This window comes from Sulfuriferula sp. GW1 (assembly GCF_047300855.1).
Lineage (GTDB): Bacteria > Pseudomonadota > Gammaproteobacteria > Burkholderiales > Sulfuriferulaceae > Sulfuriferula.
Window position 1 is genome coordinate 925,859 of record NZ_CP170197.1, and the last position, 26,548, is coordinate 952,406.

26 protein-coding genes are annotated in these 26,548 nt (G+C 57.2%); 22 read left to right on the top strand and 4 right to left on the bottom strand.

The genetic code is table 11. The annotated features are described in order from the left end of the window. Positions 1–66 precede the first annotated feature (66 nt). From ACFDAU_RS04685 to ACFDAU_RS04695, 3 genes are all read left to right on the top strand, one after another. The gene (locus tag ACFDAU_RS04685) at positions 67–1,635 is read left to right on the top strand and encodes a gamma-glutamyltransferase family protein (protein ID WP_413438853.1); all 1,569 of its coding nucleotides are present in this window, start codon (positions 67–69) and stop codon (positions 1,633–1,635) included. Positions 1,636–1,697: 62 nt separating this feature from the next. After that, a complete protein-coding gene (locus ACFDAU_RS04690; RefSeq protein ID WP_413438854.1) occupies positions 1,698–2,489 on the top strand; it encodes a sulfite exporter TauE/SafE family protein in 792 nt (263 codons plus the stop codon). Positions 2,490–2,505: 16 nt separating this feature from the next. Then, positions 2,506–2,952: an Lrp/AsnC family transcriptional regulator gene (locus ACFDAU_RS04695; protein WP_413438855.1), complete on the top strand. Its 447-nt coding sequence runs from the start codon at positions 2,506–2,508 to the stop codon at positions 2,950–2,952. A gap of 78 nt (positions 2,953–3,030) precedes the next feature. Here ACFDAU_RS04695 and ACFDAU_RS04700 read toward each other — a convergent pair whose 3' ends face one another. Next, complete coding sequence (locus ACFDAU_RS04700) at positions 3,031–3,633, bottom strand: bactofilin family protein (protein WP_413438856.1); 603 nt, start codon at positions 3,631–3,633, stop codon at positions 3,031–3,033. Positions 3,634–3,932: 299 nt separating this feature from the next. Here ACFDAU_RS04700 and ACFDAU_RS04705 point away from each other — a divergent pair, with 299 nt between their 5' ends. The 17 genes from ACFDAU_RS04705 (at position 3,933) to ACFDAU_RS04785 (ending at position 20,379) form a co-directional block, all read left to right on the top strand. After that, the gene (locus ACFDAU_RS04705; protein WP_413438857.1) at positions 3,933–5,717 is read left to right on the top strand and encodes an ABC transporter transmembrane domain-containing protein; all 1,785 of its coding nucleotides are present in this window, start codon (positions 3,933–3,935) and stop codon (positions 5,715–5,717) included. A gap of 155 nt (positions 5,718–5,872) precedes the next feature. Further along, complete coding sequence (rpsB, locus tag ACFDAU_RS04710; protein ID WP_413438858.1) at positions 5,873–6,622, top strand: 30S ribosomal protein S2; 750 nt, start codon at positions 5,873–5,875, stop codon at positions 6,620–6,622. An 87-nt stretch (positions 6,623–6,709) separates the two neighbouring features. Then, complete coding sequence (gene tsf / locus ACFDAU_RS04715) at positions 6,710–7,585, top strand: translation elongation factor Ts (protein WP_413438859.1); 876 nt, start codon at positions 6,710–6,712, stop codon at positions 7,583–7,585. 4 nt (positions 7,586–7,589) lie between these two features. Then, the gene (gene pyrH, locus ACFDAU_RS04720) at positions 7,590–8,312 is read left to right on the top strand and encodes a UMP kinase (protein ID WP_413438860.1); all 723 of its coding nucleotides are present in this window, start codon (positions 7,590–7,592) and stop codon (positions 8,310–8,312) included. Positions 8,313–8,324: 12 nt separating this feature from the next. Further along, on the top strand, positions 8,325–8,882 hold the full coding sequence (gene frr, locus ACFDAU_RS04725) for a ribosome recycling factor (RefSeq protein ID WP_413438861.1): 558 nt from the start codon (positions 8,325–8,327) through the stop codon (positions 8,880–8,882). 11 nt (positions 8,883–8,893) lie between these two features. Further along, entirely contained in the window at positions 8,894–9,655 is a 762-nt protein-coding gene (gene uppS / locus ACFDAU_RS04730; protein ID WP_413438862.1) for a polyprenyl diphosphate synthase, read from the top strand. Next, a complete protein-coding gene (locus ACFDAU_RS04735) occupies positions 9,645–10,472 on the top strand; it encodes a phosphatidate cytidylyltransferase (protein ID WP_413438863.1) in 828 nt (275 codons plus the stop codon). The genes uppS and ACFDAU_RS04735 overlap by 11 nt, the downstream gene beginning before the upstream one ends. Then, a complete protein-coding gene (gene ispC / locus ACFDAU_RS04740) occupies positions 10,469–11,659 on the top strand; it encodes a 1-deoxy-D-xylulose-5-phosphate reductoisomerase (protein ID WP_413438864.1) in 1,191 nt (396 codons plus the stop codon). Before ACFDAU_RS04735 ends, ispC begins: the two co-directional genes overlap by 4 nt. Positions 11,660–11,662: 3 nt before the next feature. Then, complete coding sequence (rseP, locus tag ACFDAU_RS04745; protein WP_413438865.1) at positions 11,663–13,018, top strand: RIP metalloprotease RseP; 1,356 nt, start codon at positions 11,663–11,665, stop codon at positions 13,016–13,018. Positions 13,019–13,023: 5 nt separating this feature from the next. Then, complete coding sequence (gene bamA / locus ACFDAU_RS04750) at positions 13,024–15,333, top strand: outer membrane protein assembly factor BamA (protein ID WP_413438866.1); 2,310 nt, start codon at positions 13,024–13,026, stop codon at positions 15,331–15,333. A gap of 10 nt (positions 15,334–15,343) precedes the next feature. Continuing rightward, a complete protein-coding gene (locus tag ACFDAU_RS04755; RefSeq protein ID WP_413438867.1) occupies positions 15,344–15,841 on the top strand; it encodes an OmpH family outer membrane protein in 498 nt (165 codons plus the stop codon). A 25-nt stretch (positions 15,842–15,866) separates the two neighbouring features. Then, positions 15,867–16,904, top strand: a complete 1,038-nt coding sequence (lpxD, locus tag ACFDAU_RS04760; protein WP_413439502.1) for a UDP-3-O-(3-hydroxymyristoyl)glucosamine N-acyltransferase — start codon at positions 15,867–15,869, stop codon at positions 16,902–16,904. A 1-nt stretch (position 16,905) separates the two neighbouring features. Next, a complete protein-coding gene (fabZ, locus tag ACFDAU_RS04765; RefSeq protein ID WP_413439503.1) occupies positions 16,906–17,334 on the top strand; it encodes a 3-hydroxyacyl-ACP dehydratase FabZ in 429 nt (142 codons plus the stop codon). A 5-nt stretch (positions 17,335–17,339) separates the two neighbouring features. Beyond that, positions 17,340–18,110 (top strand): acyl-ACP--UDP-N-acetylglucosamine O-acyltransferase, encoded by a 771-nt coding sequence (gene lpxA, locus ACFDAU_RS04770; RefSeq protein ID WP_413438868.1) that lies wholly within the window; start codon positions 17,340–17,342, stop codon positions 18,108–18,110. Position 18,111: 1 nt separating this feature from the next. Next, the gene (gene lpxB, locus ACFDAU_RS04775) at positions 18,112–19,269 is read left to right on the top strand and encodes a lipid-A-disaccharide synthase (protein ID WP_413438869.1); all 1,158 of its coding nucleotides are present in this window, start codon (positions 18,112–18,114) and stop codon (positions 19,267–19,269) included. Further along, entirely contained in the window at positions 19,266–19,865 is a 600-nt protein-coding gene (rnhB, locus tag ACFDAU_RS04780) for a ribonuclease HII (protein ID WP_413438870.1), read from the top strand. Before lpxB ends, rnhB begins: the two co-directional genes overlap by 4 nt. 64 nt (positions 19,866–19,929) lie before the next feature. Further along, positions 19,930–20,379 carry a CopD family protein gene (locus ACFDAU_RS04785; RefSeq protein WP_413438871.1) on the top strand — a complete coding sequence of 150 codons (450 nt, stop codon included), beginning with the start codon at positions 19,930–19,932 and terminating at the stop codon, positions 20,377–20,379. A gap of 12 nt (positions 20,380–20,391) precedes the next feature. Here the strand turns inward: ACFDAU_RS04785 and ACFDAU_RS04790 are convergent, their stop codons facing one another. The 3 genes from ACFDAU_RS04790 to senB form a co-directional block, all read right to left on the bottom strand. Beyond that, positions 20,392–21,528, bottom strand: a complete 1,137-nt coding sequence (locus ACFDAU_RS04790) for an HD-GYP domain-containing protein (RefSeq protein ID WP_413438872.1) — start codon at positions 21,526–21,528, stop codon at positions 20,392–20,394. Between the two features lie 263 nt (positions 21,529–21,791). After that, the gene (locus ACFDAU_RS04795; RefSeq protein WP_124705363.1) at positions 21,792–22,184 is read right to left on the bottom strand and encodes a hypothetical protein; all 393 of its coding nucleotides are present in this window, start codon (positions 22,182–22,184) and stop codon (positions 21,792–21,794) included. A 54-nt stretch (positions 22,185–22,238) separates the two neighbouring features. After that, positions 22,239–23,192 (bottom strand): selenoneine biosynthesis selenosugar synthase SenB, encoded by a 954-nt coding sequence (gene senB / locus ACFDAU_RS04800; RefSeq protein ID WP_413438873.1) that lies wholly within the window; start codon positions 23,190–23,192, stop codon positions 22,239–22,241. Between the two features lie 61 nt (positions 23,193–23,253). Here senB and ACFDAU_RS04805 point away from each other — a divergent pair, with 61 nt between their 5' ends. Together ACFDAU_RS04805 and ppsA are read left to right on the top strand one after the other, a co-directional pair. Continuing rightward, a complete protein-coding gene (locus ACFDAU_RS04805; RefSeq protein ID WP_413438874.1) occupies positions 23,254–24,018 on the top strand; it encodes a TrmH family RNA methyltransferase in 765 nt (254 codons plus the stop codon). Between the two features lie 93 nt (positions 24,019–24,111). Then, the gene (ppsA, locus tag ACFDAU_RS04810; RefSeq protein WP_413438875.1) at positions 24,112–26,448 is read left to right on the top strand and encodes a phosphoenolpyruvate synthase; all 2,337 of its coding nucleotides are present in this window, start codon (positions 24,112–24,114) and stop codon (positions 26,446–26,448) included. Positions 26,449–26,548 lie beyond the last annotated feature (100 nt).

The following is a 26,548-nucleotide window of genomic DNA, read 5'->3' on the forward strand; positions in this document are numbered from 1 at the left end:
CTTGAATATCGGAGATACATTGAGTCACTGCATTCCATGAGAAATATATCGAGAGCTGGTACGGCAATGGCTGTCGCCCCTCATTTTCTGGCATCCAGGGCGGCCATCGACGTACTCAAGGAAGGCGGTGACGCCATAGAGGCAATGGTAGCTGCGGCTGCCACCATTGCGATGGTGTACCCCCATATGACGGGACTCGGGGGAGATGCATTTTGGCTGATTCATGAGCCGGGGCAGGAGCCGGTCGGCATCGATGCATGCGGTGGTGCGGCTGCGCGAGCGAACCTATCGTTTTATGCCGGACGGGGTCTGGATACCATTCCGGTGCGCGGGCCGTTGGCGGCCAATACTGTCGCAGGCACCGTGTCAGGCTGGGAATGCGCGCTGGCGTTGAGCAAACGGCGCTGGAACGGGCGCATGCCCTTATCCCGGCTGTTTGCCGAAGCTATCCGCTACGGGGAGCAGGGTGTGCCTGTCACCGGCAGTCAAATGCGCAGCACCCGGACCAAGCAAGCGGAGCTGGAAAGCCAGCCTGGTTTCCGCGAACATTTTCTGATGGATGGGGAAACGCCTCAGGAAGGCAGTCTGTTTTTCCAGGCCAAAATGGCAGCGACTCTGCGCCATCTGGCTCGCGCCGGTCTGGACGATTTCTATCGCGGTGAACTTGCGCAGACCATTGCGGCAGATCTGGCGGCATGCGGCAGCCCTCTCGCCCTGGCCGATCTGAATGGCTATCGAGCTGAGCTGACCCAGCCTTTGGCGTTGGAACACAGCCTGGGCACGCTCTACAATCTGCCTCCGCCCACCCAGGGTGCAGTATCGCTGATGATCCTCGGGATTCTGGACCGGATGGGACTGAACCAAATGGAGCCGGACAGTGCCGACTACGTGCATTGCGTTGTGGAGGCCACCAAGCAGGCGTTTATAGTCCGCGATGCATATATTACTGACCCCAGGGATATGCGCATCGACGCGCAAGATTGTTTGAAGCCTGAATTTTTAAACCCTTTGGCGAAAGCCATCACTCTGGACCAGGCGCTGCCGTGGGGAAATGGCCGCGGCCCTGGCGATACGGTATGGATGGGTGTGGTGGATGGTCAGGGGCGGGCCGTGAGTTTCATCCAGAGTATCTATCATGAGTTCGGAAGCGGTATGGTGCTTGAACAGAGTGGCCTTAATTGGCAAAACCGGGGATGCAGCTTTTCCTTGCAAGAAGGCGCCCTGAATGAACTCAAGCCGGGGCGCAAACCCTTTCACACCCTGAATCCGGCTTTGGCACGACTGCATGACGGGCGCGTGATGGTGTACGGCACCATGGGTGGAGACGGTCAGCCGCAAACCCAGGCAGCCGTATTCACCCGTGCAATGGTCTATGGGCAGGGATTGCAGCAGGCGGTGAATGCACCGCGCTGGTTACTTGGCCGTACCTGGGGACGACCCTCGGACAGCTTGAAACTCGAGGCGCGCTTTAGTGGAGAGGTGGTCGAATCCTTGCGCCGACGCGGTCACCAGATCGAGATATTGCAGGATTTCGACGAAGCCATGGGGCATGCTGGCGCGATCGTTTGGCACCCAGGTGGCGCGCTGGAAGGCGCGTCAGACCCGCGCAGCGACGGTGGAGTAGCCAGCTTCTAGATGTCAGGGGCCCTGGAATTCGAGGAGCGTTTTGTGTGTATTGATGAAAGTGGAGAAGCTGTATGTCGTTTATCGTTTTTTACCTTGGTCTCGGGGTGGTCGCTGGCCTGTTGGGCGGGATGCTTGGAGTGGGTGGAGGCATCGTGGTGGTGCCCGCGCTGATCTGGATCTTCAAGCAGGAGGGGGTGCAGCCTGATGTGCTGACGCACCTGGCGATCGGCACCTCCCTGGCGGGTATTATTTTTACGTCTTTATCAGCAATCCGGGCGCAGCAAAAACGCGGTGCGATAGACTGGACGGTAGTACGCATGCTGGTCCCCGCCACGCTGATCGGTGGCTTGGTGAGTGGTTATCTGGCCGGGTTCATTCCAGCTGGGACACTCAAAATGATATTTTCAGTATTCCTGATGTTCGTGTCGCTGCAATTGCTGGCCAAATGGCAACCCGCTGCGCACTGGACGCTACCCGGCCCCAAAGGACTCTGGGGCGTTGGCCTGGGAATAGGATCGTTGTCCGCCATGATGGGAATTGGCGGCGGCACGATTTCCGTGCCGTTTTTGCATGCCTGCAATGTCGAGATGAAACGCGCCATCGCCATTTCCACCACGCTGGGTTTTCCCATCGCGTTGTTCGGAGCGGCGGGTTTCGTTCTGTCGGGGTGGCATCATCCGGGTTTGCCTGCCTGGAGTCTCGGCTATATTGATTTGCCGGCACTGCTTGCGGTAGGTGTTACTTCAATCATTGTGGCGCCCCTGGGCGTAAGGCTGGCACACCATCTGCCGGTGGCAAGGCTGAAACGGGCTTTCGGTATACTATTGCTCGTGGTTGCACTGCAAATGCTGTTCGGTGGATAAGTTTTAAAGGAAAGCCGTGACCGAGCTGGACCAAACAATATTGCGGATATTAATCGACGACGGGCGCAGAAGCTTCGCTGATATTGCCCGTGAGCTGGGAATTTCCAGAGTGCATGTACGCGACCGCGTACAAAAGATGATCACGGATGGTGTGATCGAGAAATTTACCCTGATCGTTAATCCGGAAAAAATCGGTAGTAGCGTTTCGGCGTTTTTTGATGTGGAAGTTGATCCTCAAGGGATTGAAGCGGTTGCGGAAGACCTCGCCCGCCAGCCGGAAGTACGCAGTCTGTACATCATGAGCGATATGGCGAGCCTGCATATCCATACCTTGACAGAGGACAGCAAAGCCCTTGAAGACTTCGCCCACCGTAATCTTTTTGCCCGCAAACACGTCGTGAAGGTCAACTGCAAAACACTGCTTACGCGGCTCAAGAACCGCCGGGGCGGTCCTCGTATTTAGTGACTTGGCGTTAGCATTAGGCGGTGCGCCCTACCTGCAGTTGTACTGGAGAGGGGCAGGTAAGGGCTGTGTAACGGGTTAACCTTGGCGGCGGCCCGCCGAGTTTTTGGCGAGCACGGAAGCCGGATATGTTTGAGTGGGGCCGGAAACGTTTTCCTGATGAGCTTCCGGTTTTTCCTCAATGGTAATTTCCGGTACTTTAACCAGGCTGGCCTGCGGCGTTGAGAGTGTTGCCACATCTCCCGAGAGAACACCGCCTTCCTCTATCTTCAGCGCACCATAGCGGATCTGACCGGTAACTTTCCCGGTGGCATAAATCACCAGCCGCTTGCGGGCCGTGAGTTCACCTTCAAAATGACCACGCACTTCGGCGACGTCGATCTCCGCGGTGCCGGAAAAAACGCCACCTTCGGCGATGCGGATATCGCGGCTATTCATGGAAGCTTCCACGCGGCCTTCCACAACCAGAATTTCACAATCGGTGATTTCTGAACCTTTCAGCTTGATGTTGGGCCCTACGATGAGTTTGTTGCCTTCTTCATGCGATGCAGGTTTTGCGCTCGCAGAAGTTTCGAGTGGTTTGGGCGTACTATCCAATGGCTTTGGCGTATCCAATAATGAATTATTCATGCTGTGGTGAGTGGGCTTGACGTGGGTTGGCTGCATGAAATTCTTGAGCATAATGGATCGTCCTCTCGAAGGAATTGAGTCGCGGAAAGTGGCTACGGTAAAAATGCCGCCGTAGATTTGAGTCCGTATGCAAAATATGCGCCATTTATAAAATATCTAGAATAAACAGCTGGATAACTTAAAAGCGGGTGATAGAACGTTGCCAGAAGGGTGGATTTTGTCGCCGCTGAGCGACGGTAAATTCAGCTATTTTTATTTAATATTAACTAAATCAAAGTGATGCCTGTTTTTTTCCTGTCGCTAACCGACGACGATGTGTGATGTTTTCGATAGAGTCTTGAATAATCCCTATGCCCCATACCCGATCAACTCCAAAAAGCAGTCTGGCCACCCTCAAGGGCCTGTTGCCTTTTCTGGTGCCCTATAAACGGGAGTTTCTCGTGGCCGGCATTGCACTGCTGGTTGCAGCCGGTGCCACACTTGCCATTCCGTATGCGTTCAAGCAGATGATAGATCTCGGCTTTGGAGCAGCCGGCGCAAAAAGCATCCAGCATGTGAATACCTATTTCCTCGCGCTGTTCGGAGTGGCCTGCATTCTCGCCGTAGCCACGGCGGCGCGTTTTTACATGGTGTCGTGGTTGGGTGAACGCGTGACTGCCGATATCCGCAGTGCGGTATACAGGCACGTCGTAAGTCAAAGCCCGCAGTTTTTTGAAACGACGCAGAGTGGCGAGGTATTGTCACGTCTGACCACTGATACCACGCTGATTCAGGCAGTGGTCGGCACCAGCATTTCCATGGCCCTGCGCAACGCCTTGCTTTTCGTCGGTGGTCTGGCGATGCTGTTCGTTACCAGCGTCAAACTGTCGTCCATCATTATTGTGCTGCTGGCTGTCGTGGTGCTGCCGATCGTTATTTTTGGCCGGCGTGTGCGCAAGCTGTCGCGCGACTCGCAAGACCGCATTGCCGATGCGTCAGCAATGGCAGGCGAAATTCTCAACGCGATGCCAACGGTACAGGCATTCACTCATGAGGCCATGGAATCCAGCCGCTTCAGCAGCTTGGTTGAAAATGCTTTCAACACCGCGATGCGGCGCATTCGTGCGCGCGCCATGCTGACTTTGCTGGCGATCTTGCTGGTGTTTGGTGCCATCGTGTTCGTGCTGTGGCTGGGTGCGCACGCAGTGATCGACGGCCAGATGAGCGGCGGAGAACTGGGGCAGTTTATCCTCTATGCCGCGATCGTGGCGGGTGCCATCGGGGCTCTCTCGGAGGTGCTGGGTGAAGCGCAGCGAGCGGCAGGTGCGACCGAACGATTGCTGGAATTAATGGCAGCGCATTCGCCGATCCAGCCTCCCGCGCTGCCGCAGAAATTGCCGCCGCGCTCTCACAATGGCGCTGCACTGATGCTGCAGGAGGTCACTTTCCACTACCCCTCGCGGCCACTCACTGCATCCTTGAGTCACTTGTCGCTAGCCATCCAGCCGGGCGAGACCGTGGCGGTTGTCGGCCCGTCCGGCGCGGGCAAGACCACGCTGTTCCAGTTGTTGTTGCGTTTTTATGATCCGCAACACGGATTGATCACTCTGGATGGCGTGGATATCAGACAGCTCGATTTGCATGACCTGCGCGCAGCCATCGGCATTGTGCCGCAGGATACGGTAATTTTTTCTGCCAATGCGCTGGAGAATATCCGTTATGGCCGCATCGAAGCCAGCGATGCCGAAGTGATTGCAGCCGCCAAAATGGCTGCAGCGCATGAATTCATCGAGAAACTTCCGCAAGGATATCAATCCTTTCTTGGCGAACGTGGCGTACGCCTGTCGGGCGGGCAGCGCCAGCGTATCGCCATCGCCCGCGCATTGCTCAAAAATCCGCCGCTATTGTTGCTGGACGAGGCGACCAGTGCGCTGGATGCCGAATCCGAGCGTCTGGTGCAAAGCGCGCTGGAGGCGGCATTGATTGGTCGTACCACGCTCATCATTGCGCACCGCCTGGCGACAGTGCAACGTGCCGACCGGATTATCGTGATGGAAAATGGTGAAATTGTGGAGACAGGTACGCATGCGTCGCTGATTGCGCTGGGTGGCGTATATGCCAATCTTGCGGCACTGCAATTCCATGCCTTCAGTTAAGCCATATGCGCGTTGCCGAGAATGTTGCTGACGTGCTAGAATTACGCCCTTGGTGTGCATGGTGCGCATCAAAATTCGCACAGTCGTCAATAGCTTAGGGTGCCCCATGCGGGGTGTTGGGCGACGGCTGGAGGCTTAACCCTAAAGGAAAATCTATGTCCATTACCATGCGTCAAATGCTGGAGGCCGGTGTTCACTTCGGCCATCAAACCCGTTTCTGGAACCCGAAGATGGCACCGTACATCTTCGGTCATCGCAACAAAATCCACATCGTCAACCTTGAAAAAAGCTTGCCGATGTTCGAGGATGCGCTGAAATTCGTGCGCAAATTGTCCGCCAACAAGGGTACTGTGCTGTTTGTCGGTACCAAGCGCTCAGCGCGCGAAATTGTGCGCGAAGAAGCTGAGCGCGCCGGTATGCCCTATGTGGATCACCGCTGGCTGGGTGGCATGCTGACCAATTTCAAAACCGTCAAGCAATCCGTCAAGCGTCTGAAGGATCTGGAGGCCATGCTGGGCGATGTCAATTCCAAGCTGACCAAGAAAGAAGTCCTGGTGCTGCAGCGCGAATTTGACAAGCTGGATCGCAGCCTAGGCGGCATCAAGGAGATGAGCGCGCTGCCCGATGCGCTGTTGGTGATCGACGTGGGTTACCAGAAAGGTGCTGTGACCGAAGCCAACAAGCTGGGGATCCCCGTCATCGGCGTGGTGGATACAAACAATAGTCCTCTGGGTGTGGATTACATCATCCCCGGTAATGACGACTCCAACCGTGCGATTCGCCTGTATGCCCGCGGCATGGCTGATGCGGTGCTGGAAGGCCGGAGCCAGGTGATCAGCGACATTCTGGGTGAAGGCGAAGAATTTGTTGAGGTGGAGGCCTCCGGAGAAGCTGCAGCGCAATAAGCTGGCCTTTCTGGAAAAAAGGGGGCGTACGCCCCTTTTTTTGTAATAAGTTTTTGAATTTTGAATTAAGAACCCAAGGAGTAAGGCATGGCTGAAATTACTGCAAGCATGGTCAAGGATCTGCGTGAGCGCACCGGCTTGGGCATGATGGAATGCAAAAAAGCATTGACTGAAACCGATGGCGATATGAGTGCTGCCGAAGATCTGCTGCGCATCAAGAGCGGTGCCAAGGCCAGCAAGGCCGCGGGAAGGATAGCGGCGGAGGGTGTGATCGGTTCTTTTGTCAGCGCTGATGGAAAAACCGGTGCGCTGGTAGAGATCAATTGTGAAACCGATTTCGTCGCCAAAAACGAGGATTTTCTGGCATTTGCTACAGCGGTTGCACAACTGGCGGCGCAAAGCGGCATTACCGATGCGGCCGCACTGTCCGAGATGTCCCTGCCTGCCGGTGGCAGCGTCCAGGAAGCGCGTCAGGCCCTGATCATGAAACTGGGCGAAAATCTCAGCATTCGCCGCGCCGCATACTACACTACGGCAGGTCGTTTGGCTGTTTACCTGCATGGTTCCAGAATCGGCGTGATGGTGGATCTGGATGGTGATGAGACATTGGGTAAAGATATTGCCATGCACATCGCAGCGAGCAAGCCGATCTGCGTATCCAAAGACCAGGTGTCCGCCGACTTGCTGGAAAAAGAGCGCGAAATCTACACTGCGCAGGCAGCCGACTCAGGCAAGCCCGCCGATATCGTCTCTAAAATGGTGGAAGGCCGTATCAGCAAGTATCTGGCCGAAGTGACCCTGCTGGGTCAGCCGTTCGTGAAAAATCCCGATCAGACCGTGGAAAAGCTGCTGGCCGAGAAAAAGGCCAAGGTGAACGGTTTCACCATGTTTGTAGTGGGTGAAGGCATCGAGAAAAAAGTGGTGGACTACGCTGCTGAAGTGGCCGCAGCCGCCAAGGTTTAACGCCATGAGCGCCCCGGTGTACAAGCGCATCCTGCTGAAGCTGTCGGGCGAAGCCCTGATGGGTGACGACAGCTATGGCATCAACCGTGACACCATTGCCCGCATTGTGGGAGAGGTCAAGTCGGTGGTGGATATGGGCGTGCAAGTGGCTGTGGTGATCGGCGGCGGAAATATTTTTCGCGGTGTGGCCCCGGGCGCTGCGGGCATGGATCGTGCGACAGCCGACTATATGGGGATGCTGGCCACGGTGATGAACGCGCTGGCATTGCAGGATGCGTTCCGGCGCGTGGGTGTACCCAGCCGGGTGCAATCAGCGCTCAATATCGAGCAAGTTGCCGAGCCTTATATTCGCGGCAAGGCACTGCGTTATCTGGAAGAAGGCACGGTAGTGATTTTCGGTGCCGGCACCGGCAACCCGTTTTTCACCACCGATACTGCTGCAGCCTTGCGCGGCATGGAAATGAACGCGGATATCGTGGTCAAAGCTACCAAGGTCGATGGCGTATATAGCGCTGACCCGAAAAAGGATCCGGCTGCCACACGCTATCAGCGGCTGAGTTTTGACGAGGCGATCCAGAAAGACCTGAAGGTAATGGATGCCACGGCGTTCACCCTGTGCCGTGACCAGAATATGCCATTGGCAGTATTGAGTATTTTCAAAACCGGTGCGCTGGCGCGTTTTGTGACGGGGGAAGACGAAGGAACGCTGGTTCTGGCGCAGTGTTAACAGGAGTTATTCATGATTGCAGACGTCAAAAAAACCGCTGAACAAAAAATGGTCAAGAGCCTGGAATCGCTTAAGACCGATCTGGGCAAGGTGCGTACCGGCCGCGCGCATACCGGCATACTTGACCATGTCATGGTGGATTACTATGGCAACCCGACCGCAATCAACCAGGTTTCCAATATCACCCTGATGGATGCGCGTACCATTGCCGTGCAGCCGTGGGAAGGCAAGATGGTCGGTGCGGTGGAGAAGGCAATCCGTGATGCCGACCTGGGGTTGAACCCATCCAGCCAGGGCAATCTGATCCGTGTGCCGATGCCTGCGCTCACTGAAGAGCGTCGCCGTGACCTGATCAAGCTGGTGAAAACCGAAGGCGAAAACGCCAAGGTGGCAATGCGCAATGTGCGCCGCGACGCCAATGCCCAACTCAAGGATCTTCTCAAGGACAAAGCTATCAGCGAGGACGATGAGCGTCGCGCGCAGGAAGATATCCAGAAACTCACCGACAAATACATTGCCGAGATCGACAAGGCGCTGGTCGCCAAAGAAGCCGACCTGATGGCGGTCTAGGCCTTAACTCAGTGGGTATTTTTACCAGCTCGACCAAGGACATTCCGCAGGCACCTGCGGTACCGCGGCACATTGCCATCATTATGGACGGCAATGGGCGTTGGGCGAAAAAGCGTTTCCTGCCACGCATCGCCGGGCACAAGCGCGGTGTGGAAACCGTGCGCGACGTGATCAAGGCATGCGGCGACCGCGGCGTGGAATACCTTACCCTGTTTGCATTCAGCTCGGAAAACTGGCGTCGTCCGCAGGAAGAAGTGTCCATGCTTATGGATTTGTTCGCCCTGGCACTGGAGCGGGAAATCACCAAGCTGCACAAGAATGGCGCGCGCTTGCGCGTTGTGGGCGACCTTGCGCGCTTTGGTCCCAAGCTGGTCAAACTCATCCACGAAGCCGAACACCTCACTTGCAACAATACCCGCCTCACACTGACCATTGCGGCCAATTATGGCGGGCGCTGGGACATCATGCAGGCAATGAATGCGATGCTGGAAAAACATCCCGAACTGGCAGGCAGGCACATATCCGAAGCGGATCTCGCACCGCACCTGGCCATGCACTACGCGCCCGAGCCGGATCTGTTCATCCGCACCGGCGGCGAGCAGCGCATCAGCAATTTCCTGCTATGGCAACTGGCTTACTCCGAGTTGTATTTCACCCCAACCTTGTGGCCGGATTTCAATGCCGCTGCACTGGATCAGGCTATTGCTTCCTACAGTAACCGCGAACGCCGTTTTGGCCGCACCAGCGAACAGTTGGTCGAGCATGCTAAGTAAGCGCTGGGCAACAGCCCTGAGCTTGCTGGCGGGTTTTCTGGCATGCCTGTTTTTGTTGCCACAATCCTGGTGGGCACTGGTGATGGCAGTGCCGCTGATATTTGGGGCGCGTGAATGGGCACGCCTGTCCGGATTTTCTGCGTTCACTGCAAATGGCTACGCACTGGGCAGCGTTGCGATGGCGGTACTGATTTACAGATGGGGTGGGCCTTACCATGCGCAGATTTATCTGGCAGCAACGGCATTCTGGCTGGTCGTCGCCCCGCTTTGGCTGGCATTCGGCTGGCGCTTGCAGCAGCCTTTATTGCGCGTATTGAGCGGCTGGCTGGTGCTGTTGCCGTTGTGGCTGGCGCTGCTGGATTTGCGTGCCTACAGCGCTCTCGGCTTGTTATTGCTAATGGGTGTTGTGTGGATTGCCGATAGTGCTGCATATTTCACTGGCAAGCGTTTCGGCCGGCGCAAACTGGCAGCGCAAATCAGCCCCGGCAAAACCTGGGAAGGTGCTGTCGGCGCGTGGTTGGCGGTGACGGTTTATACCTTGATTATCCTGGGTGTGGCAGCTGCATGGGGGCGGGTGCAATCGCCAGCGGGGTGGTTGTTGCCATCGGCGTTATTTGTCTGGCTGGTATTTTATTTGAGCGTACTGGGCGATCTGTTCGAGTCCTGGATCAAGCGTCTGGCCGGCGCCAAGGACAGCGGCAACTTGCTGCCCGGGCATGGCGGCATGCTGGACCGTATCGATGCGCTGACCTCCGCTTTGCCGGTATCGGCGCTGATACTGTTACACGGCCAGTTACTGACACGGGCGTTGATATGAGCGTACGTTATCTCACCATACTCGGCGCGACTGGCACGATCGGGGTCAACACCCTGGACGTGGTTGCACGTCACCCGGGCCGTTTCAATGTGGTGGCGCTGTCCGGCAATCACCAGTTAGACAAGCTTGCCGAGCAGTGCCTGGTGCATTCTCCGCGCTATGCCGTGGTGCTGGATGCGGCCAGCGCTGCACGTCTGCGCGAAATACTCAAAGCAATGGGTAGTACGACCGAAGTATTATGGGGCATAGCTGCACTGGAGCAGATTGCCGCGTTACCCGAAGTGGATACAGTGATGGCGGCAATCGTCGGTGCCGCAGGTTTGCGTCCGGCGCTGGCAGCAGCCCAAGCCGGCAAGCGCATCCTGCTTGCCAACAAGGAAACCCTGGTGATGGCTGGCAGCCTGTTCATGCAGGCAGTGGCTGCAGGCGGTGCCGAATTGATACCGATCGACAGCGAGCACAACGCAATTTTCCAGTCGCTGCCGCGTCATTTTTGCGGCGACCTTGCAGCCTGCGGTGTGCGCCGTATTCTGCTCACCGCTTCGGGCGGTCCGTTCCGTACCACACCGCTCAATGAGCTGGCACACGTCACGCCGGCGCAGGCCTGTGCGCACCCCAACTGGGTAATGGGCAAAAAGATATCGGTGGATTCCGCCACCATGATGAACAAGGGTCTGGAAGTGATCGAGGCGCACTGGCTGTTCAACGCCACGCCCGCACAGATCCAGGTGGTCATCCACCCGCAAAGCGTGATTCATTCAATGGTCGATTATCTGGATGGCTCGGTCATCGCACAACTCGGCAACCCCGACATGCGCACTCCCATTGCCTATGCGCTGGGTTTCCCGGAGCGTATCGACGCGGGCGTATCGGCGCTCGACCTGTTCGGGCGCGGGCTCACCTTTGAACCCCCGGACTACGCACGCTTCCCCTGTCTTAAACTGGCCTTTGACGCGCTGGCCAGTGGCGGCATGTTGCCTGCCGTATTGAATGCCGCCAATGAATCAGCGGTGGCAGCATTTCTGGCCGGGCATGCATCCTATATGACCATACCCGCAGCGATTGAATATGCATTGTCGCGTGCATCAGGCGGAGAGCCGGGCAGCATGGATGATCTGGTGCAGGCCGATCTGCAGGCGCGTGCCGATGCGGATTTCTTCCTCGAAACGCAACAGGCGCGAGCGTAGATCATGACACTGTTAACGACCTTGCTGGCATTTGCGGTGGCACTGGGAATACTTATTGTCGTGCATGAATTCGGCCACTATACAGCGGCGCGACTGGTGGGCGTGAAAGTGTTGCGATTCTCGGTTGGCTTCGGCAAGCCATTGCTGTCGCGGCGTTGGGGAAAAGACCGCACCGAATGGGCCATTGCCGGCTTCCCGTTGGGCGGATATGTAAAAATGCTGGACGAACGCGAAGGCCCCGTGCCGGAAGCCGATCGGCATCGCAGTTTCAACCGGCAAAGCGTGGGCGCGCGCATGTTGATCCTGGTCGCCGGACCACTGGCAAACCTGTTGCTGGCGGTGTTGCTGTATTGGGGCTTATTCATGCATGGCGTGCCTGGCCTCAAGCCGATCATTGCGCAGCCGCCTGCTGCGAGTGCTGCAGCGCGTGCCGGACTCGATAGCGGTGACGAGATCAGCGCAATCGATGGAGAACCGGTGGCCAGCTGGGCCGATTTGCAATGGGCGCTACTGCGTGAGCTGCCTTCGCAGCAACCACTTGATATTGCTTTGCAGGGCGGCGGTACACGCATGCTGGATGCGGCAGGCGTGTCGGTGGATGGCGAATCCGATATTGCAGCCAAACTGGGTCTCCGCTTGTTTGAACCAGCGCTCCCGGCGGTGATTGGGCAGGTGCTGCCCGATAGCGTGGGCGCGCGTGCCGGGTTGCGGGTGGGCGACCGTATTGTGGCAATGGATGGGATGAAGATCAACGAGTGGTCGGACCTGGTTAAATCGATTCGTGATCGGCCCGGTAAAGCGGTCACCTTGCAGGTGGAGCGCGCCAGTCCGGCAGGTCTGGTCGACATCCGGCTGGTGCCGCAACGCGCGGATGAAGCCGGTGTGGTGGTGGGCAAGGTAGGCATTGGTCCCAAGGTGGACCCGGCGGTATTTGATACCATGCTTACCAAAACGCGCTATGGCGTAGCGACAGCATTCACCAAGGCGTTTGTCAAAACCTGGGAGACGGCGGTGTTCAGCTTGCAGATGATGGGGCGCATGGTGACTGGCGAAGTATCATGGCGCAACCTGTCCGGTCCCATTACCATCGCCGATTATGCGGGACAGTCGGCGCGCACCGGTCCGGCGGCATTTGTGACTTTTCTGGCGCTGGTGAGTATCAGTCTGGGTGTGCTCAATCTGTTGCCCATCCCGTTATTGGATGGGGGGCATTTGATGTATCATATCGCGGAGCTTATCAAAGGCAGTCCGGTCTCCGAGCGCGTAATGGAAATCGGCCAGCAAATTGGCATGGCGCTGTTGCTCACCCTCATGATTTTTGCCTTTTATAACGATATTTCCCGTTTGTTTACAGGCTGACCCTAATGCAAATCAAACTTGTGGCTGCACTCCTTACAAGTCTGTGGGCGGTATCCGCCCACGCAATGGATAATTTTGTAGTGAAGGATATCCGCGTTGAAGGAATCCAGCGCACCGAGGCGGGTACGGTATTCAGTTATTTGCCGGTGAAAGTCGGCGATACGATGGATGACGAAAAGGCTTCGGCCGCGATCAAGGCGCTATTTGCCACCGGTTTTTTCAAGGATGTGCGGCTGGAACAGCAGGGCAATGTATTGATTGTGGTGGTGGAGGAACGTCCGGCCATTTCCAAAGTTGAGCTGATCGGCAACAAGGAATTTTCCAAGGAGCAGCTCACTACCGGCCTGAAGCAGGCGGGCCTGACGGAAGGTCGCATTTTCGATAAATCGATACTGGATCGTGCCGTACAGGAAATTAAACGGCTGTATTTCAGCAAAGGCAAATACGCGGTACAAATCGAGACGACGGTCACACCGCAGGAGCGCAACCGGGTATCGATCACTTTCAATATCCAGGATGGCGAGGCCGCCAAAATCAGGCAGATCAATATTGTTGGCAACCATGCGTTCAAGGAAAAACAGCTGCTGGATGAGCTGAGCGAGAAAACTCCCGGATGGTTTAGCTGGTATACCAAGAACGATCAATACTCCAAGCAGAAACTGGCAGCCGACCTGGAAAAGCTCAAGTCGTTTTACCTGAATCGCGGCTACCTGGAATTCAATGTGGATTCCACCCAGGTGTCGATCACCCCGGACAAGAAAGACATTTACATCACCATCAATATCACCGAGGGTGCAAAATACACCGTATCCAGCGTCAAGCTGACGGGAGAGACCGTCGTTCCCCCGGCAGAACTGGAAAAGCTGATTACAGTGAAACCAGGCGAAGTATTTTCGCGCGAAAAACTTACCGAAACTGCTAAAAAAATTGGCGATCGGCTGGGGAATGACGGGTATGCATTTGCCAACGTCAATGCAGTGCCAGACGTGGACAAGGAGAAACATCAGGTCGCATTCACTTTCTACGTGGACAGCGGCCGGCGCGTGTACATCAATCGCATCAATGTCACCGGCAATACCCGTACCAAGGACGAAGTGGTGCGGCGCGAATTCCGCCAGATGGAAGGCGCCTGGTATGCAGCCGATAAAATCAAGCGCTCGCGCGAACGGGTGGAACGGCTTGGCTATTTCAACGATGTCAACCTCACCACACCTGCGGTGGCGGGCACCACCGATCAAGTCGATATTGACCTGGGTGTGACGGAAAAAGCGACCGGCAGCATCATGGTCGGGGCGGGTTTCTCGTCCTCGGAAGGCCTGATCCTGTCGGGCTCGATCGCGCAAAATAACCTGTTCGGTACTGGTAACCAATTGTCCCTGCAGGTCAACAGCGGCAAGATCAACAAGGTCTATTCGGTTTCCTATACCAATCCCTACTTCACTCCGGATGGCTTAAGTCTGGGTTACGACCTGTACCGGCGTGACATCAACACCACCTCGCTCAGCAGCGTAGCCACGTATCAGAATTCCACCAAGGGGGTAGGGGTGCGACTGGGCATTCCGCTGAACGAAAAAGACAGTATCAACCTGGGGTTGGCCTACGAGCGCTTCGACCTGACGGTGGATACCAACAGCCCCAAGCAGTATCAGGATTTCGTCAAGCAGTTTGGCAGCAGCAACGATACAGTGCGCGCTGATCTGGGATGGGCGCGCGACAGTCGCGACAGTCTGACTTACCCGACCGAAGGTATGTTGCAGCGCGTCTACGGCGAGGTGGGCATACCGCCGGGCAGTCTCGAGTATTACAAGCTGTCCTATCAACAGCAATGGTTCAAGCCATTGAGCAAGAATTTTACCCTGATGCTGAATGGCGAAATCGGCTTTGGCAATGGCTATTCAGGCAAGCCGCTGCCGTTCTTCAAGAATTTCTATGCGGGTGGCGTGAGTTCGGTGCGTGGTTACGATACTTCCACATTGGGGCCTAAGCTGAACGACCCGATTAACGGTGTGGTCGCAGCAGGTGGCAATAAGCGCGTGGTGGGTAATGCCGAGTTGTTTTTCCCCATGCCCGGCCTGAAGGATGACAAATCGGTGCGCATGAGCACGTTTGTGGATGCAGGCTCGACGTGGGGGCCGGATGATTATCTGGGGCGTTATTCCAGTTTCAGTTTCAAGGATATGCGTTATTCCACCGGTATTGCATTGAGCTGGATTTCTCCGGTCGGGCCACTGAAGTTCAGTCTGGCAAAGCCACTCAATCCCAAGCCGGATGACAGGACGCAGGTGTTCCAGTTTACCTTGGGCACGGTGTTTTAAGGAGCGAGCAGTGAATAAGGTTTTGGCAGCAATTATATTGAGCGCAGGGTTGATGACTGCCGGGGTAGCGTCAGCCGATATCAAAATCGGATTTGTGAATACCGAGCGCGTGTTCCGCGAAGCGCCGATTGCCCTGCAGGCGCAAAAAAAACTGGAAAAGGAATTTGCCCCGCGCGAAGCCGAATTGCAAAAAATGGCCAAGCAGGCACGCGACCTGCAGGCTCAGCTGGAAAAGGATGGAGCAATCCAATCCGACACGGATCGCCGCAACAAGGAACGTGATCTGGCCAACCTGAACCGCGATTACCAGCGTACCCTGCGCGAATTTCGCGAAGATCTCAATGTACGTCGCAATGAAGAGCTGTCCAAGGTGCAGGACCGCGCCCGTAAAGCCATTCATGCCTACGGTGAGGCTGAGAAGTATGATGTCATACTCGAAGAAGCTGTCTATTTCAGCCCGAAAATCGACATCACTGACAAAATTATTCGCGCTCTGAGCGACAAGTAATCCTGAAGGGCGCCCTATGCCGGACGTGTCTTACACATTGGCAGAAATTGTCAGGCGCCTTGGCGGCGAAGTGCTTGGAGATGCGCAAACCCGCGTTAGCCAGGTTGCCACGTTGCGCAGTGCCCGGCCCGACCAGATCAGCTTTCTCTCCAATCTGAAATACCGCAGCCAGCTGGCTGAATCGGCAGCGGGTGCGTTCATACTGGGGCGCGATGCGGCCGAGGCCAGTAACAGGCCACGCATTATTGCCGACAACCCATACACGTATTTCGCCCGGGTTTCCGCGCTGTTCAATCCACCACCTGAAGCCGTGCCGGGGGTACACCCATCGGCGGTGGTTCACCCCACCGCGCATATCGCAGATGACGCCTGTATTGGCGCCAATGCGGTGGTGGAGCAGGGGACGAAAATCGGCGCCGGCAGCATTATCGGCGCTGGCAGCGTGGTCGGCGCAGATTGTGTTATCGGTAAGGGCTGTTTGCTGTACGCCAATGTCAGCGTGTATCACGGATGCCTGATAGGGGATCGCGTTATTTTGCATTCCGGCTGCGTAATCGGCTCCGATGGTTTCGGCCTGGCACCCGATGGCGGTCGCTGGTTGAAAATACCGCAGATCGGCCGGGTGATCATTGGCAATGATGTGGAGATCGGTGCCAATACCACGGTGGATCGGGGCGCGCTCGACGATACGGTGATCGAGGAGGGCGTCAAACTCGACAATCAGATTCAGGTCGCGCATAACGTGCGCATTGGTGCGCACACCGCGATAGCTGCCTGTACCGGAATTGCCGGCAGTGCCAAAATCGGTGCGCACTGCACCATCGGCGGAGCGGCAATGATTTTTGGGCATATCGAGATCGCCGATGGAGTGAACATTTCCACCAATACCCTGATTACCAAATCACTGACCCAACCTGGCACCTATACTTCTGCGCTGCCCTTTTCGGAACATGGCGAATGGCTGAAAAATGCAGTGCAGATGCGTCACCTCGACAGCATGGCCAAACGTATCCGCGAGCTGGAAAAAAAGCTGGGCGAACTGGAGAAAAACCGACATGAGTAGCATGGACATCAACGAAATCATGGCATATTTGCCTCACCGTTTCCCGTTTCTGTTGGTGGACCGGGTGATTTCTCTGGAGCCCGGGAAAAGCATCGTGGCGCTCAAAAACGTGAGCATGAACGAGCCATTTTTCCCGGGACATTTCCCCAAACATCCAGTCATGCCTGGCGTGCTGATTCTCGAGGCACTGGCCCAGGCGGCAGCGCTGCTGTCATTCAAGACGGTTGCAGATGCGCCCGATGGTGACGCGGTGGTGTATTTTGCCGGTATCGACGCCGCGCGTTTCAAAAAGCCGGTGATGCCTGGCGACCAGCTCATGCTGCATGCGGAAATCCTGCGCAATCTCAAGGGCATCTGGAAATATGCGACCTACGCCGAAGTGGACGGCCAGCGCGTGGCGGAAGCCGAGATGATGGCGACGTTACGCTGAAACAGATGATTCACCCCAGCGCAATCATTCATCCCGGCGCGCAGCTTGGCGCCCATGTCAGTATCGGCCCCTACGCCGTGATCGGCGAGCACGTGGTCATCGGCGACGGCACCACGGTGGGCGCGCATACGGTCATTAACGGGCATACCCTTATCGGCCGCGATAATCATATTTTCCAGTTCAACTCCCTGGGAGAAATTCCGCAGGACAAGAAATATGCGGGAGAACCGACCCGGCTGGAAATCGGTGACCGCAATACCATACGCGAATTCTGCACTTTCAATCTGGGCACTGCGCAGGACACCGGCGTGACGCGTGTCGGCAACGACAACTGGATCATGGCCTATGTCCATCTCGCTCACGACTGCCAGGTGGGCAACCATACGATTTTTGCCAATAACGCTTCCCTGGCGGGACATGTGACGGTGGGAGATCATGCCATCCTGGGCGGTTTTACCGGCGTGCACCAATTCTGCAAAATTGGCGCCCACGTCATGACGGGAATTTCCAGCGTGGTATTCAAGGATATTCCCCCTTACATCATGGCCGCGGGACAGCCTGCCGCACCGTACGGCATCAATGTCGAGGGCCTGCGGCGGCGCGGCTTTTCGCCCGAGTCGCTGGCCGGGCTCAAGCGTGCCTACAAAACCTTGTATCGCGAGGGGCTGACTTTCAGCGAGGCACAACAGCGTCTTGCCGAACAGGCGCAAGAAGTAGCGGAAGTCCAGTTGCTGGTGGATTTTCTCGGCCAGGCCGATCGCGGCATTATTCGCTGACATGGCGGCAGCAGCACGACCGCCCCGGATTGGTATCGTCGCGGGTGAAGCCTCGGGTGATCTGCTCGGCAGCCACCTGATCACCGCCCTGAAGGCGCATCGCCCGGATATCGAATTTGTCGGTATCGCCGGACCAAAAATGATTGCGGCAGGGGCGCGCAGCCTGTTCCCGATGGAAAAGCTGTCGGTGAATGGCTACGTTGAGGTACTGCGCCACCTGCCGGAAATCCTCGGCATCCGGCGCAAACTCAGGCGCGCTTTGCTGGAAGATCCACCCGACTTGTTCATCGGCATCGACGCGCCCGATTTCAACCTCGCTCTCGAGGCCCGCCTCAAGGCGCGCGGCATTCCCACGCTGCATTATGTGAGTCCGTCAATTTGGGCATGGCGCGGCGAGCGCATCAAGAAAATTGCACGTGCTGTCACCCACATGCTGGTGGTGTTCCCGTTTGAAGAAGCGATATATCGCAAGGCAGGTATCCCGGTCAGCTACGTCGGACACCCGCTGGCCGATATGCTGCCCGATAACCCGGACCGTGACGAAATGCGCGAACGTCTTAAACTCCCGAACCAGCAGCCGATTGTGGCGATGTTGCCGGGCAGCCGCGCCGGCGAATTGGCGCATCATGCGCAACTGTTTGTGGACACCGCACGCCTGATCCATGCACAGCATCCGGAAGTCTGTTTTTTGGTGCCGCTGCTGAGCCGCGCAACCCGTAATATCTTTGAGAGCGCCCTGGGCAGTAACGACATCATGCTGCCTGTCCGTATTATGATCGGCCATGCCGATTACGCAATGACGGCGGCGGATGTCGTACTGGTTGCATCCGGCACTGCGACGCTGGAAGCGGCGCTGCTCAAACGCCCCATGGTCATTACCTATCGCGTGCCCAAACTGACTGCTTATCTCATGCGCCGTAAGGCCTATCTGCCCTGGGTCGGGTTGCCCAATATCCTCGCCAATCGCGATGTGGTGCCTGAGCTTGTGCAGGAAAATGCCACCCCTGAAAAACTCGCGGCCGCCGTGCTGGACTTGCTGGCTGACCGGGATAAGTGCCATGTCATGGAAACCGAGTTCGCCGCGCAGCACGCAGTCCTCAAATGCAATACCGCCGAGCGCATGGCTGAAGCGGTGCTGCCCTACCTGGAGCACAGATGAACAAAACCTTGCTGGTGTGCGGCGTGGATGAAGCCGGACGAGGACCGCTGGCCGGAGCGGTATTTGCCGCTGCGGTCATTCTTGATCCGGCGCATCCGATCGACGGCCTCGATGATTCAAAAAAACTTTCTGCGCGTCGCCGCGAATCGCTCGAAATTCTAATTCGGGAACATGCGCTGGCCTGGGCAGTGGCACAGGCCAGCGCCGCCGAGATTGACCAAATTAATATTTTGCAGGCCACGCTCCTGGCCATGAAACGCGCGGTGGAGGCATTGCAGGTGCTGCCTGCAGAGGTGCTGGTGGACGGCCTGCATTGCCCGAAGATACTGATACCCGCGCGTGCCATTGTCAAAGGCGACGCTTCGGAGCCAGCCATTTCAGCTGCGTCGATTCTCGCTAAAACAGCGCGTGACCGCGACTTGATGCGCTTGCATAAAATTTACCCGGAATACGGTTTTGACCGCCATAAAGGCTATCCAACCCGTGATCATCTGGCGGCCCTGACGCAACATGGCATCACGATCGAGCATCGTAGAAGTTATGCGCCAGTGCGGCGCTGCATATTGGCCGCACAATCCAGACAATTTCCGGAATAGCTGACAAGCGCGGCCGCTTGTGTGTAGGCTGTGCGGATTGTTTTTTTAATCAAGGAGAACTGCCATGATATTTGCCAAATTTTTGCACGTGCTCGGCTTCACCATCTGGGTCGGCGGTATGTTTTTTGCCTATATGGCGCTACGTCCTGTGGCCGCAACGAGGCTCGAGCCGCCGCAGCGTTTGTCGCTGTGGGAAGGTGTATTCTGCAAATTCTTTCCCTGGGTATGGCTGTGCGTCGCCACCATACTTGCCAGCGGCCTTTACATGATGGCGCAGCTTGGCAAACCACCCATGTATGTATCCGCCATGTTCGGCCTGGGAATCATCATGATGATGCTATTCGCGCATGTCTTCTTTGCACCGTTCAAACGTCTTAAGCGCGCAGTCGCCGCGCAGGACTGGCAGGCCGGTGGAGCCGCGCTGGGACAGATACGCATGCTGGTTGGAATTAATTTAAGCCTGGGGCTGGTAACGATAGTCGTGGGTACGCTTGGCGCGCTGCTGGTTAGCTAGGATCAGATTGATTCATAGCCTGGCTTCTTTTCCCCATAAATGCTGCATGCTGAAACGGACGTTCGCCTGGCTCGGGTACACTGCCTCGCGGATGGCGAAAAGCTCTTTTGCGGTATCACGCTGAATCGGAAAAGCCAGCGGCGCGCCGCGTGGCCCGACCAATGCATGTACTACCGGTGCCGATGCCTGCTTGCCCTTGTGGGTGACCACGCCGATCTCGCCATTTTGCAGGCGCACATAGGTACCCGGTGGGTAGGTTCCGAGTTCATGGATAAAATAAGGCGCCAGGTGTGTGTCTATGGTTTTGCTTTCCTCGACGAACAATCCGCGTAATGCGGCGGGCGGGAGCAAAGCTTGCCGATAGGTGCGGCCGGTTACGCGCGCGCAATAACGGTCAGCCAGTGAAATGATCTTGGCGTTCTGTGAAATTTCCTGGCCTTTCAGGCCGTGAGGATAGCCGCTGCCGTCCTCGTTTTCGTGATGTTGCAACACGTAAGTTAACCAGTCTGGATGGTCGATTCCAGCCTGCTTCAGCAACTGCACCCCTTCTTCCGGATGCTTTTTGATAAACTCGATTTCCTTCTCGGTCAAGGGCCCTTGCTTGTCCTGAAAATGGTCATGCTGGCGTATCATTCCTATGTTCATTGTCAGAGCGGCTGCGACAATGATGAGAACCTCGTCCGGACTTTTTTTCATTACCTGAGCAACCAGCAGGGACACCAGGGCCGTATCCATCGAATGGCGTCCGGCATAGCTGCTCACGCTCTGGTTGAGCAAAATACAGGCAATGGCAATATCGGGATTCAGATTGGTGGCATAGATCACCGTTTTGGCAACTTCGAGAATCTTGGCTTGCGCATCAGCCTCTGCATGCAAGCCAAACAGCAGTCCCTCAAGCCGTTTGTGCGCCAGGTTGATAAAGCGTAATACGGACGGCAGTTCCCGAACCTGTGCGGCAGCTTGCGGTGTCTCGGTTGACTTGTGTGGCAGATCAATAAACATCCCACGTGCTACCAGTGATTCAAGCAGATGGTTGTTATCTATGACGTGACCACGGCTGAGCAGTAAATGCCCGGCCGTGTCGTAAACATCCCACTGCAAAGGTTCGCCCAGAACCATGTCCTGCATACTGATACGCCGTTTATTCACGGTGACCTCCTGTTGCTTTGCGGTGGCGTGTTTTAAGCATGATCCTCATTTGAATGTTGGGACACGCTGTTATGGTAGCAAAATTACAGCCGTTTGCTCTCCTGGCAGATAAGGAAACGCGCGGGGCAGGGGAAGGCTTCCCCAGACGCGGCATAGCCAGGTTGATGTGGCAGTACGATTGGCCATCCCCCAGCGCGGCAAGATTCCGGTTGAACATGGGAAACGCGCCTGGACAAGACCGGGCTTGTGGCAAATCCGGTTCGTCAGTAGCCTGTTTGTGAACTGCGCGGCAGTTCGCCGACTTCACCGAAAAAGCTCCACAGCAGATGGGCGACGACCTCTGGAGCGATCACGGTATGGCGATTGTTGGTTTCCTGAAGACGGGCACGCAGATCCTTGCGCAATTGGGCATTACCGGTCAGATCGAAAATGATATCGACCTTCTCGCCCAGATCGATGACTTCCAGCGCATCGCGAAAAACCGGAATTTTGCTGTGCACGAAACCCATGGCTACCGGAGATTCCAGATCTCTCGAGGCAACTGCGACAATTTCCACATTGGCGTGTTCTTCCTGAATCTTTTCCAGGAAATTTTCTGCGAAAATTTCTCCGACGCTGCCTAAACCGAGTAATGCGACTCTGACTTTATTGCTCATGGGGTAGATCTCCTTGGTGTTATGAATTTATCGCCTGACGATACCGTAATGACACTAAGCTAGCAAGGATGCTTCAATCACGCGTGCAAGGGAGTCTGCTTCGGTTTCAGGCATAAACAATTCGCGGCGGCTCGCGCATTGTTTTTGCAGCAACGCCAGCCACGCCGGGTCGCACTCGGCACGGTGCAGCAATGCCGCGAGCGCGGCGGTGTCTGCCGGTGCGTAGTAACCGGCATATTGCTCGCCCAGCATGCCGATGTTGCCGGAAATGGCCGAAGCGATGACCGGAGTGCCCGCAGCGACGGCCTCGCAGATGACATTCGCGCCGCCTTCCATGTGCGAGCTGATGACCATGACCGGCGCGCGCGCCAGATAGCGCAGGACGACACCGTGGGGGCGCTCGCCCAGCCAGCGGTAGCGCGGTTCGACGCGCATCCAGTACTGCGCCTCGGCGACCATTGCCTGATCCAGTGCCTGCCCCATTTGCGTAATGCGGATGCCGCTGTCCGCAGGCAGCCGGTGCAGGGCCTGGGCGGCGCGAAACGGATCTTTTTCCGTGCGCAGATGGCCGGCTATGCACACCTCGAAACTGCGATGGAGCGGTGGCCTGCGCGCCAGGCTGGGCGCCGACTGATATACCACATGCGCGCGGGTGCGGAGTGCCGGCGCCAGTTCGTCCAGCCCCTTGTCCTGCAGCACGATAATGCGCGTAGCCAGCGCGAGCGAGCGTTGCGCGTCGGCGTCAAAGCGGATGTCGCGATAAAGGTCTGTTCCGGTCAGTGCCAGTACCAGCGGGCATTGCGGGTAGGCCGTGGCAAACCTGGCAACGGAATCGGCGCTACGGCGGGCGTGCAACGCCAGCATCAGATCGGCGGGCCGTCCATTCCAGCTGATTTCCAGCGTGACCTGATGACCGCGCTGGCGCAGCATGGCAGCCCAGCGTAACGCAGTGTGACGGTTACCCAGACGGCTACCGGGTTGGGCTGGAGTAATGAGGGCTATTTTCATTTTTGCCTATGATACCTTGGGCTACAATACCGGCTACATTCTCGCCACGCGCTGACGCGACATGACAGAAACCATTTCCTCGCCGCAAAACCCGCGTTTCAAGCATATAAAAAAGCTCGCCGAATCAGCCGCTACGCGTTGTGAATACGGCCAAACCCTGCTCGATGGCGAGCATTTGCTGACCGCGGCGCTGGAGGCCGGAATCCGTCCCGCGCTGTTAGTCACAACACCCGCTGCATCCGCCCACCCTTTGCTGGCGCGCTGCGCAGAAGCGGAACAACTGATATTTTCGCAGAGTTTGTTCAATGCATTGTCGCCAGTAAAAACCCCAACCGGCATTCTCGCACTGATCGATATTCCGCAACCGTGGTCGCCCATCAAGACGGATTTCTGCGTGCTGCTGGAAGCCATCCAGGACCCCGGCAACCTCGGCGCCATGTTGCGCAGCGCGGCGGCGGCGGGGGTAGACGCGGTGTATCTCTCCTCTGCTTGTGCCGATGCCTGGTCCCCCAAGGTGCTGCGCGGCGGCATGGGCGCGCACTTTGCGACCCCCATTATCGCAAATGCCGACCTGCCGGCTGTAGCACAGGCTTTTCCCGGTGCAGTATGCGCTGCCACGCTGGGTGCGGCGCACAGTCTGTATCAAACCGATTTGCGCGGCGCGGTGGCATTTGCAGTGGGCAATGAAGGCGCCGGACTGTCCGCTGAACTGCGTGCCGCAGCGGGCGTAGAATTCACCATCCCCATGCCGGGCCGGATGGAGTCCCTTAACGCGGCTGCCGCACTGGTGGTATGCCTGTTCGAGCGGGTGCGGCAGGCAGGGTAGGGACCAGGCTGCTGCGCCCGATGCAGAACCAACACACAGGGTATTGTCCGGGCTACACTGGAGCCGCATGTAGCAGACTTTTGAGGATAGAGCATGAACCAGCCTTATATTATTGATTTCACCCAGCTCAAGCTGACCGATATTCCCCGCGTGGGCGGCAAAAATGCCTCACTGGGCGAAATGATCGGTAATCTGTCCAGTGCTGGCGTCAACGTGCCGGGGGGCTTTGCCACCACCGCGCAGGCATTTCGTGATTTTCTTGATTTCAATAATCTGACTGTTCGCATCAGCGAGGCCTTGAGCAAGCTCGACGTGGCGGATGTGACGCAGCTCGCGGTGACTGGCAAGGAAATTCGTGACTGGGTGGCGCAGAGCCCGTTGCAGCCGGATCTGGAAGCGGCCATCCGCGCTGCCTGCGCGGAACAGGGCGATGTGCCGGTGGCGGTGCGTTCTTCCGCCACTGCCGAAGATCTGCCCAATGCCTCGTTTGCCGGACAGCAGGAAACCTATCTCAACATCCAGGGTGTGGATAATATTCTCGCCGCCATCCGCCTGGTGTTTGCTTCCTTGTATAACGACCGCGCCATCTCCTATCGCGTGCATCAGGATTTCGAGCATGACCATGTAGCGCTGTCCGCCGGGGTGCAGCGCATGGTGCGTTCAGATCTGGCGTGTTCCGGCGTGATGTTCACCCTGGATACCGAATCCGGCTTCGACGGCGTGGTGTTCATCACCGCCGCCTACGGGTTGGGAGAAACCGTGGTGCAGGGCCAGGTCAACCCGGACGAATATTACGTGCACAAGCCCACTCGCGCGGTAATCCGGCGCACGCTGGGTAGCAAGGCGGTCAAAATGATCTTCGGCGCGAGTCAGGATGCGGCCAATGCCACACAGGTGGTCGAAGTGCCGGAAACCGAACGGCGCTGTTTTGCGCTGACGGACAGCGATGTTGTGGCGCTTGCGGACCAGGCCATTGCCATCGAGCAGCACTATGGCCGCCCGATGGATATCGAATGGGCTAAAGATGGTGTAACCGGCGAGCTGTTTATCGTGCAGGCGCGCCCGGAAACCGTTAAGGCGCGTGCCGGCACCACGCAAACACGTTTCGCGCTGAAACAGCATTCGCGCATTCTTGCTCAGGGGCGCGCCATCGGCGGCCGCATCGGTCAGGGCGTGGTGCGCAATATCGCCAGCCCGACTGAAATGGCACGCGTGCAAAAGGGTGACGTGCTGGTCACGGATATGACCGACCCGGACTGGGAGCCGGTGATGAGAGTGGCATCGGCCATTGTCACCAATCGCGGCGGGCGCACTTGCCATGCGGCGATTATTGCGCGCGAACTTGGCATCCCGGCAGTGGTGGGAGCGGGCGATGCAACCGATTGTCTGCGGGATGGCGCCGAGGTGACCGTGTCCTGCGCCGAGGGTGATACCGGTTTCGTGTACGAAGGGCGGCTGGAAGTGGAAATCACCGAAGTCACCCTAGGGAATCTGGCCGAGCCGCCGGTCAAAATCATGATGAACGTGGGCAACCCCGAGCGCGCCTTCGACGCCAGCCAGCTACCCAACCACGGTGTCGGCCTGGCGCGGCTGGAGTTCATTATCAATAACCAGATCGGCATCCATCCGCGCGCCGCGCTGGACTATCCCAACGTGCCGGACGATGTCCGCGCCATATTGGAGGACAAGAGTGCGGGTTACGGCGATCCGGTGAATTTCTATGTGGAAAAACTCGCCGAGGGCGTGGCTACGCTGGGCGCCGCGTTCTGGCCCAAGCCTGTGATCGTGCGCCTGTCCGATTTCAAATCGAATGAATACGCCAATCTACCCGGCGGCCGTGCTTACGAGCCGGACGAAGAGAACCCCATGCTCGGCCTGCGCGGCGCCGCGCGCTATGTCTCGCCACTGTTCCGCGATGCCTTTGCGCTGGAATGCCGCGCCGTGAAAAAAGTGCGCGAAACCATGGGGCTGACCAACGTGGAATTGATGATCCCGTTCGTGCGCACCGTGGACGAAGCCCGCGCCGTGGTCGAAGCGCTGGCGCACAACGGCCTCAAGCGCGGAGAGCGGGGCCTGCGCCTGATCATGATGTGCGAGGTGCCCTCCAACGTGATTCTGGCGCACGACTTCCTGCAATACTTCGACGGCTACTCCATCGGCTCCAACGACCTGACCCAGCTTACCCTGGGGATCGACCGCGACTCATCCCTGGTCGCCGCCAGCTTCGACGAACGCAATCCGGCAGTGAAAGCGCTGCTCTCGCAAGCCATCAGCGCCTGCAAGCAGGCCGGCAAATACGTCGGCATCTGCGGTCAGGGGCCGTCCGACCATCCCGATCTGGCCGACTGGCTGGTCGCGCAGGGGATCGATTCCCTGTCACTGAATCCGGATACGGTGCTGGAGACCTGGGAAAGGTTGGGGCGGAGCTGAGCCTGGGGTGCTTTGGTATCTAAGTATGCCGCAGCCTGGATAATGGGCTCGCTTCCAGGGTGGTTCCATATTCTTGGTGCGTGGAGTGTGATTACTTAGC

Coding starts and splice junctions, on each gene's coding strand:
- ACFDAU_RS04685 (WP_413438853.1), top strand. CDS start 67: ATGGCTGTCGCCCCTCATTTTCTGGCATCCAGGGCGGCCATCGACGTA.
- ACFDAU_RS04690 (WP_413438854.1), top strand. CDS start 1,698: ATGTCGTTTATCGTTTTTTACCTTGGTCTCGGGGTGGTCGCTGGCCTG.
- ACFDAU_RS04700 (WP_413438856.1), bottom strand. CDS start 3,633: ATGCTCAAGAATTTCATGCAGCCAACCCACGTCAAGCCCACTCACCAC.
- ACFDAU_RS04705 (WP_413438857.1), top strand. CDS start 3,933: ATGCCCCATACCCGATCAACTCCAAAAAGCAGTCTGGCCACCCTCAAG.
- rpsB (WP_413438858.1), top strand. CDS start 5,873: ATGTCCATTACCATGCGTCAAATGCTGGAGGCCGGTGTTCACTTCGGC.
- tsf (WP_413438859.1), top strand. CDS start 6,710: ATGGCTGAAATTACTGCAAGCATGGTCAAGGATCTGCGTGAGCGCACC.
- pyrH (WP_413438860.1), top strand. CDS start 7,590: ATGAGCGCCCCGGTGTACAAGCGCATCCTGCTGAAGCTGTCGGGCGAA.
- frr (WP_413438861.1), top strand. CDS start 8,325: ATGATTGCAGACGTCAAAAAAACCGCTGAACAAAAAATGGTCAAGAGC.
- ACFDAU_RS04735 (WP_413438863.1), top strand. CDS start 9,645: ATGCTAAGTAAGCGCTGGGCAACAGCCCTGAGCTTGCTGGCGGGTTTT.
- ispC (WP_413438864.1), top strand. CDS start 10,469: ATGAGCGTACGTTATCTCACCATACTCGGCGCGACTGGCACGATCGGG.
- rseP (WP_413438865.1), top strand. CDS start 11,663: ATGACACTGTTAACGACCTTGCTGGCATTTGCGGTGGCACTGGGAATA.
- bamA (WP_413438866.1), top strand. CDS start 13,024: ATGCAAATCAAACTTGTGGCTGCACTCCTTACAAGTCTGTGGGCGGTA.
- fabZ (WP_413439503.1), top strand. CDS start 16,906: ATGGACATCAACGAAATCATGGCATATTTGCCTCACCGTTTCCCGTTT.
- lpxA (WP_413438868.1), top strand. CDS start 17,340: ATGATTCACCCCAGCGCAATCATTCATCCCGGCGCGCAGCTTGGCGCC.
- lpxB (WP_413438869.1), top strand. CDS start 18,112: ATGGCGGCAGCAGCACGACCGCCCCGGATTGGTATCGTCGCGGGTGAA.
- rnhB (WP_413438870.1), top strand. CDS start 19,266: ATGAACAAAACCTTGCTGGTGTGCGGCGTGGATGAAGCCGGACGAGGA.
- ACFDAU_RS04785 (WP_413438871.1), top strand. CDS start 19,930: ATGATATTTGCCAAATTTTTGCACGTGCTCGGCTTCACCATCTGGGTC.
- ACFDAU_RS04795 (WP_124705363.1), bottom strand. CDS start 22,184: ATGAGCAATAAAGTCAGAGTCGCATTACTCGGTTTAGGCAGCGTCGGA.
- senB (WP_413438873.1), bottom strand. CDS start 23,192: ATGAAAATAGCCCTCATTACTCCAGCCCAACCCGGTAGCCGTCTGGGT.
- ACFDAU_RS04805 (WP_413438874.1), top strand. CDS start 23,254: ATGACAGAAACCATTTCCTCGCCGCAAAACCCGCGTTTCAAGCATATA.
- ppsA (WP_413438875.1), top strand. CDS start 24,112: ATGAACCAGCCTTATATTATTGATTTCACCCAGCTCAAGCTGACCGAT.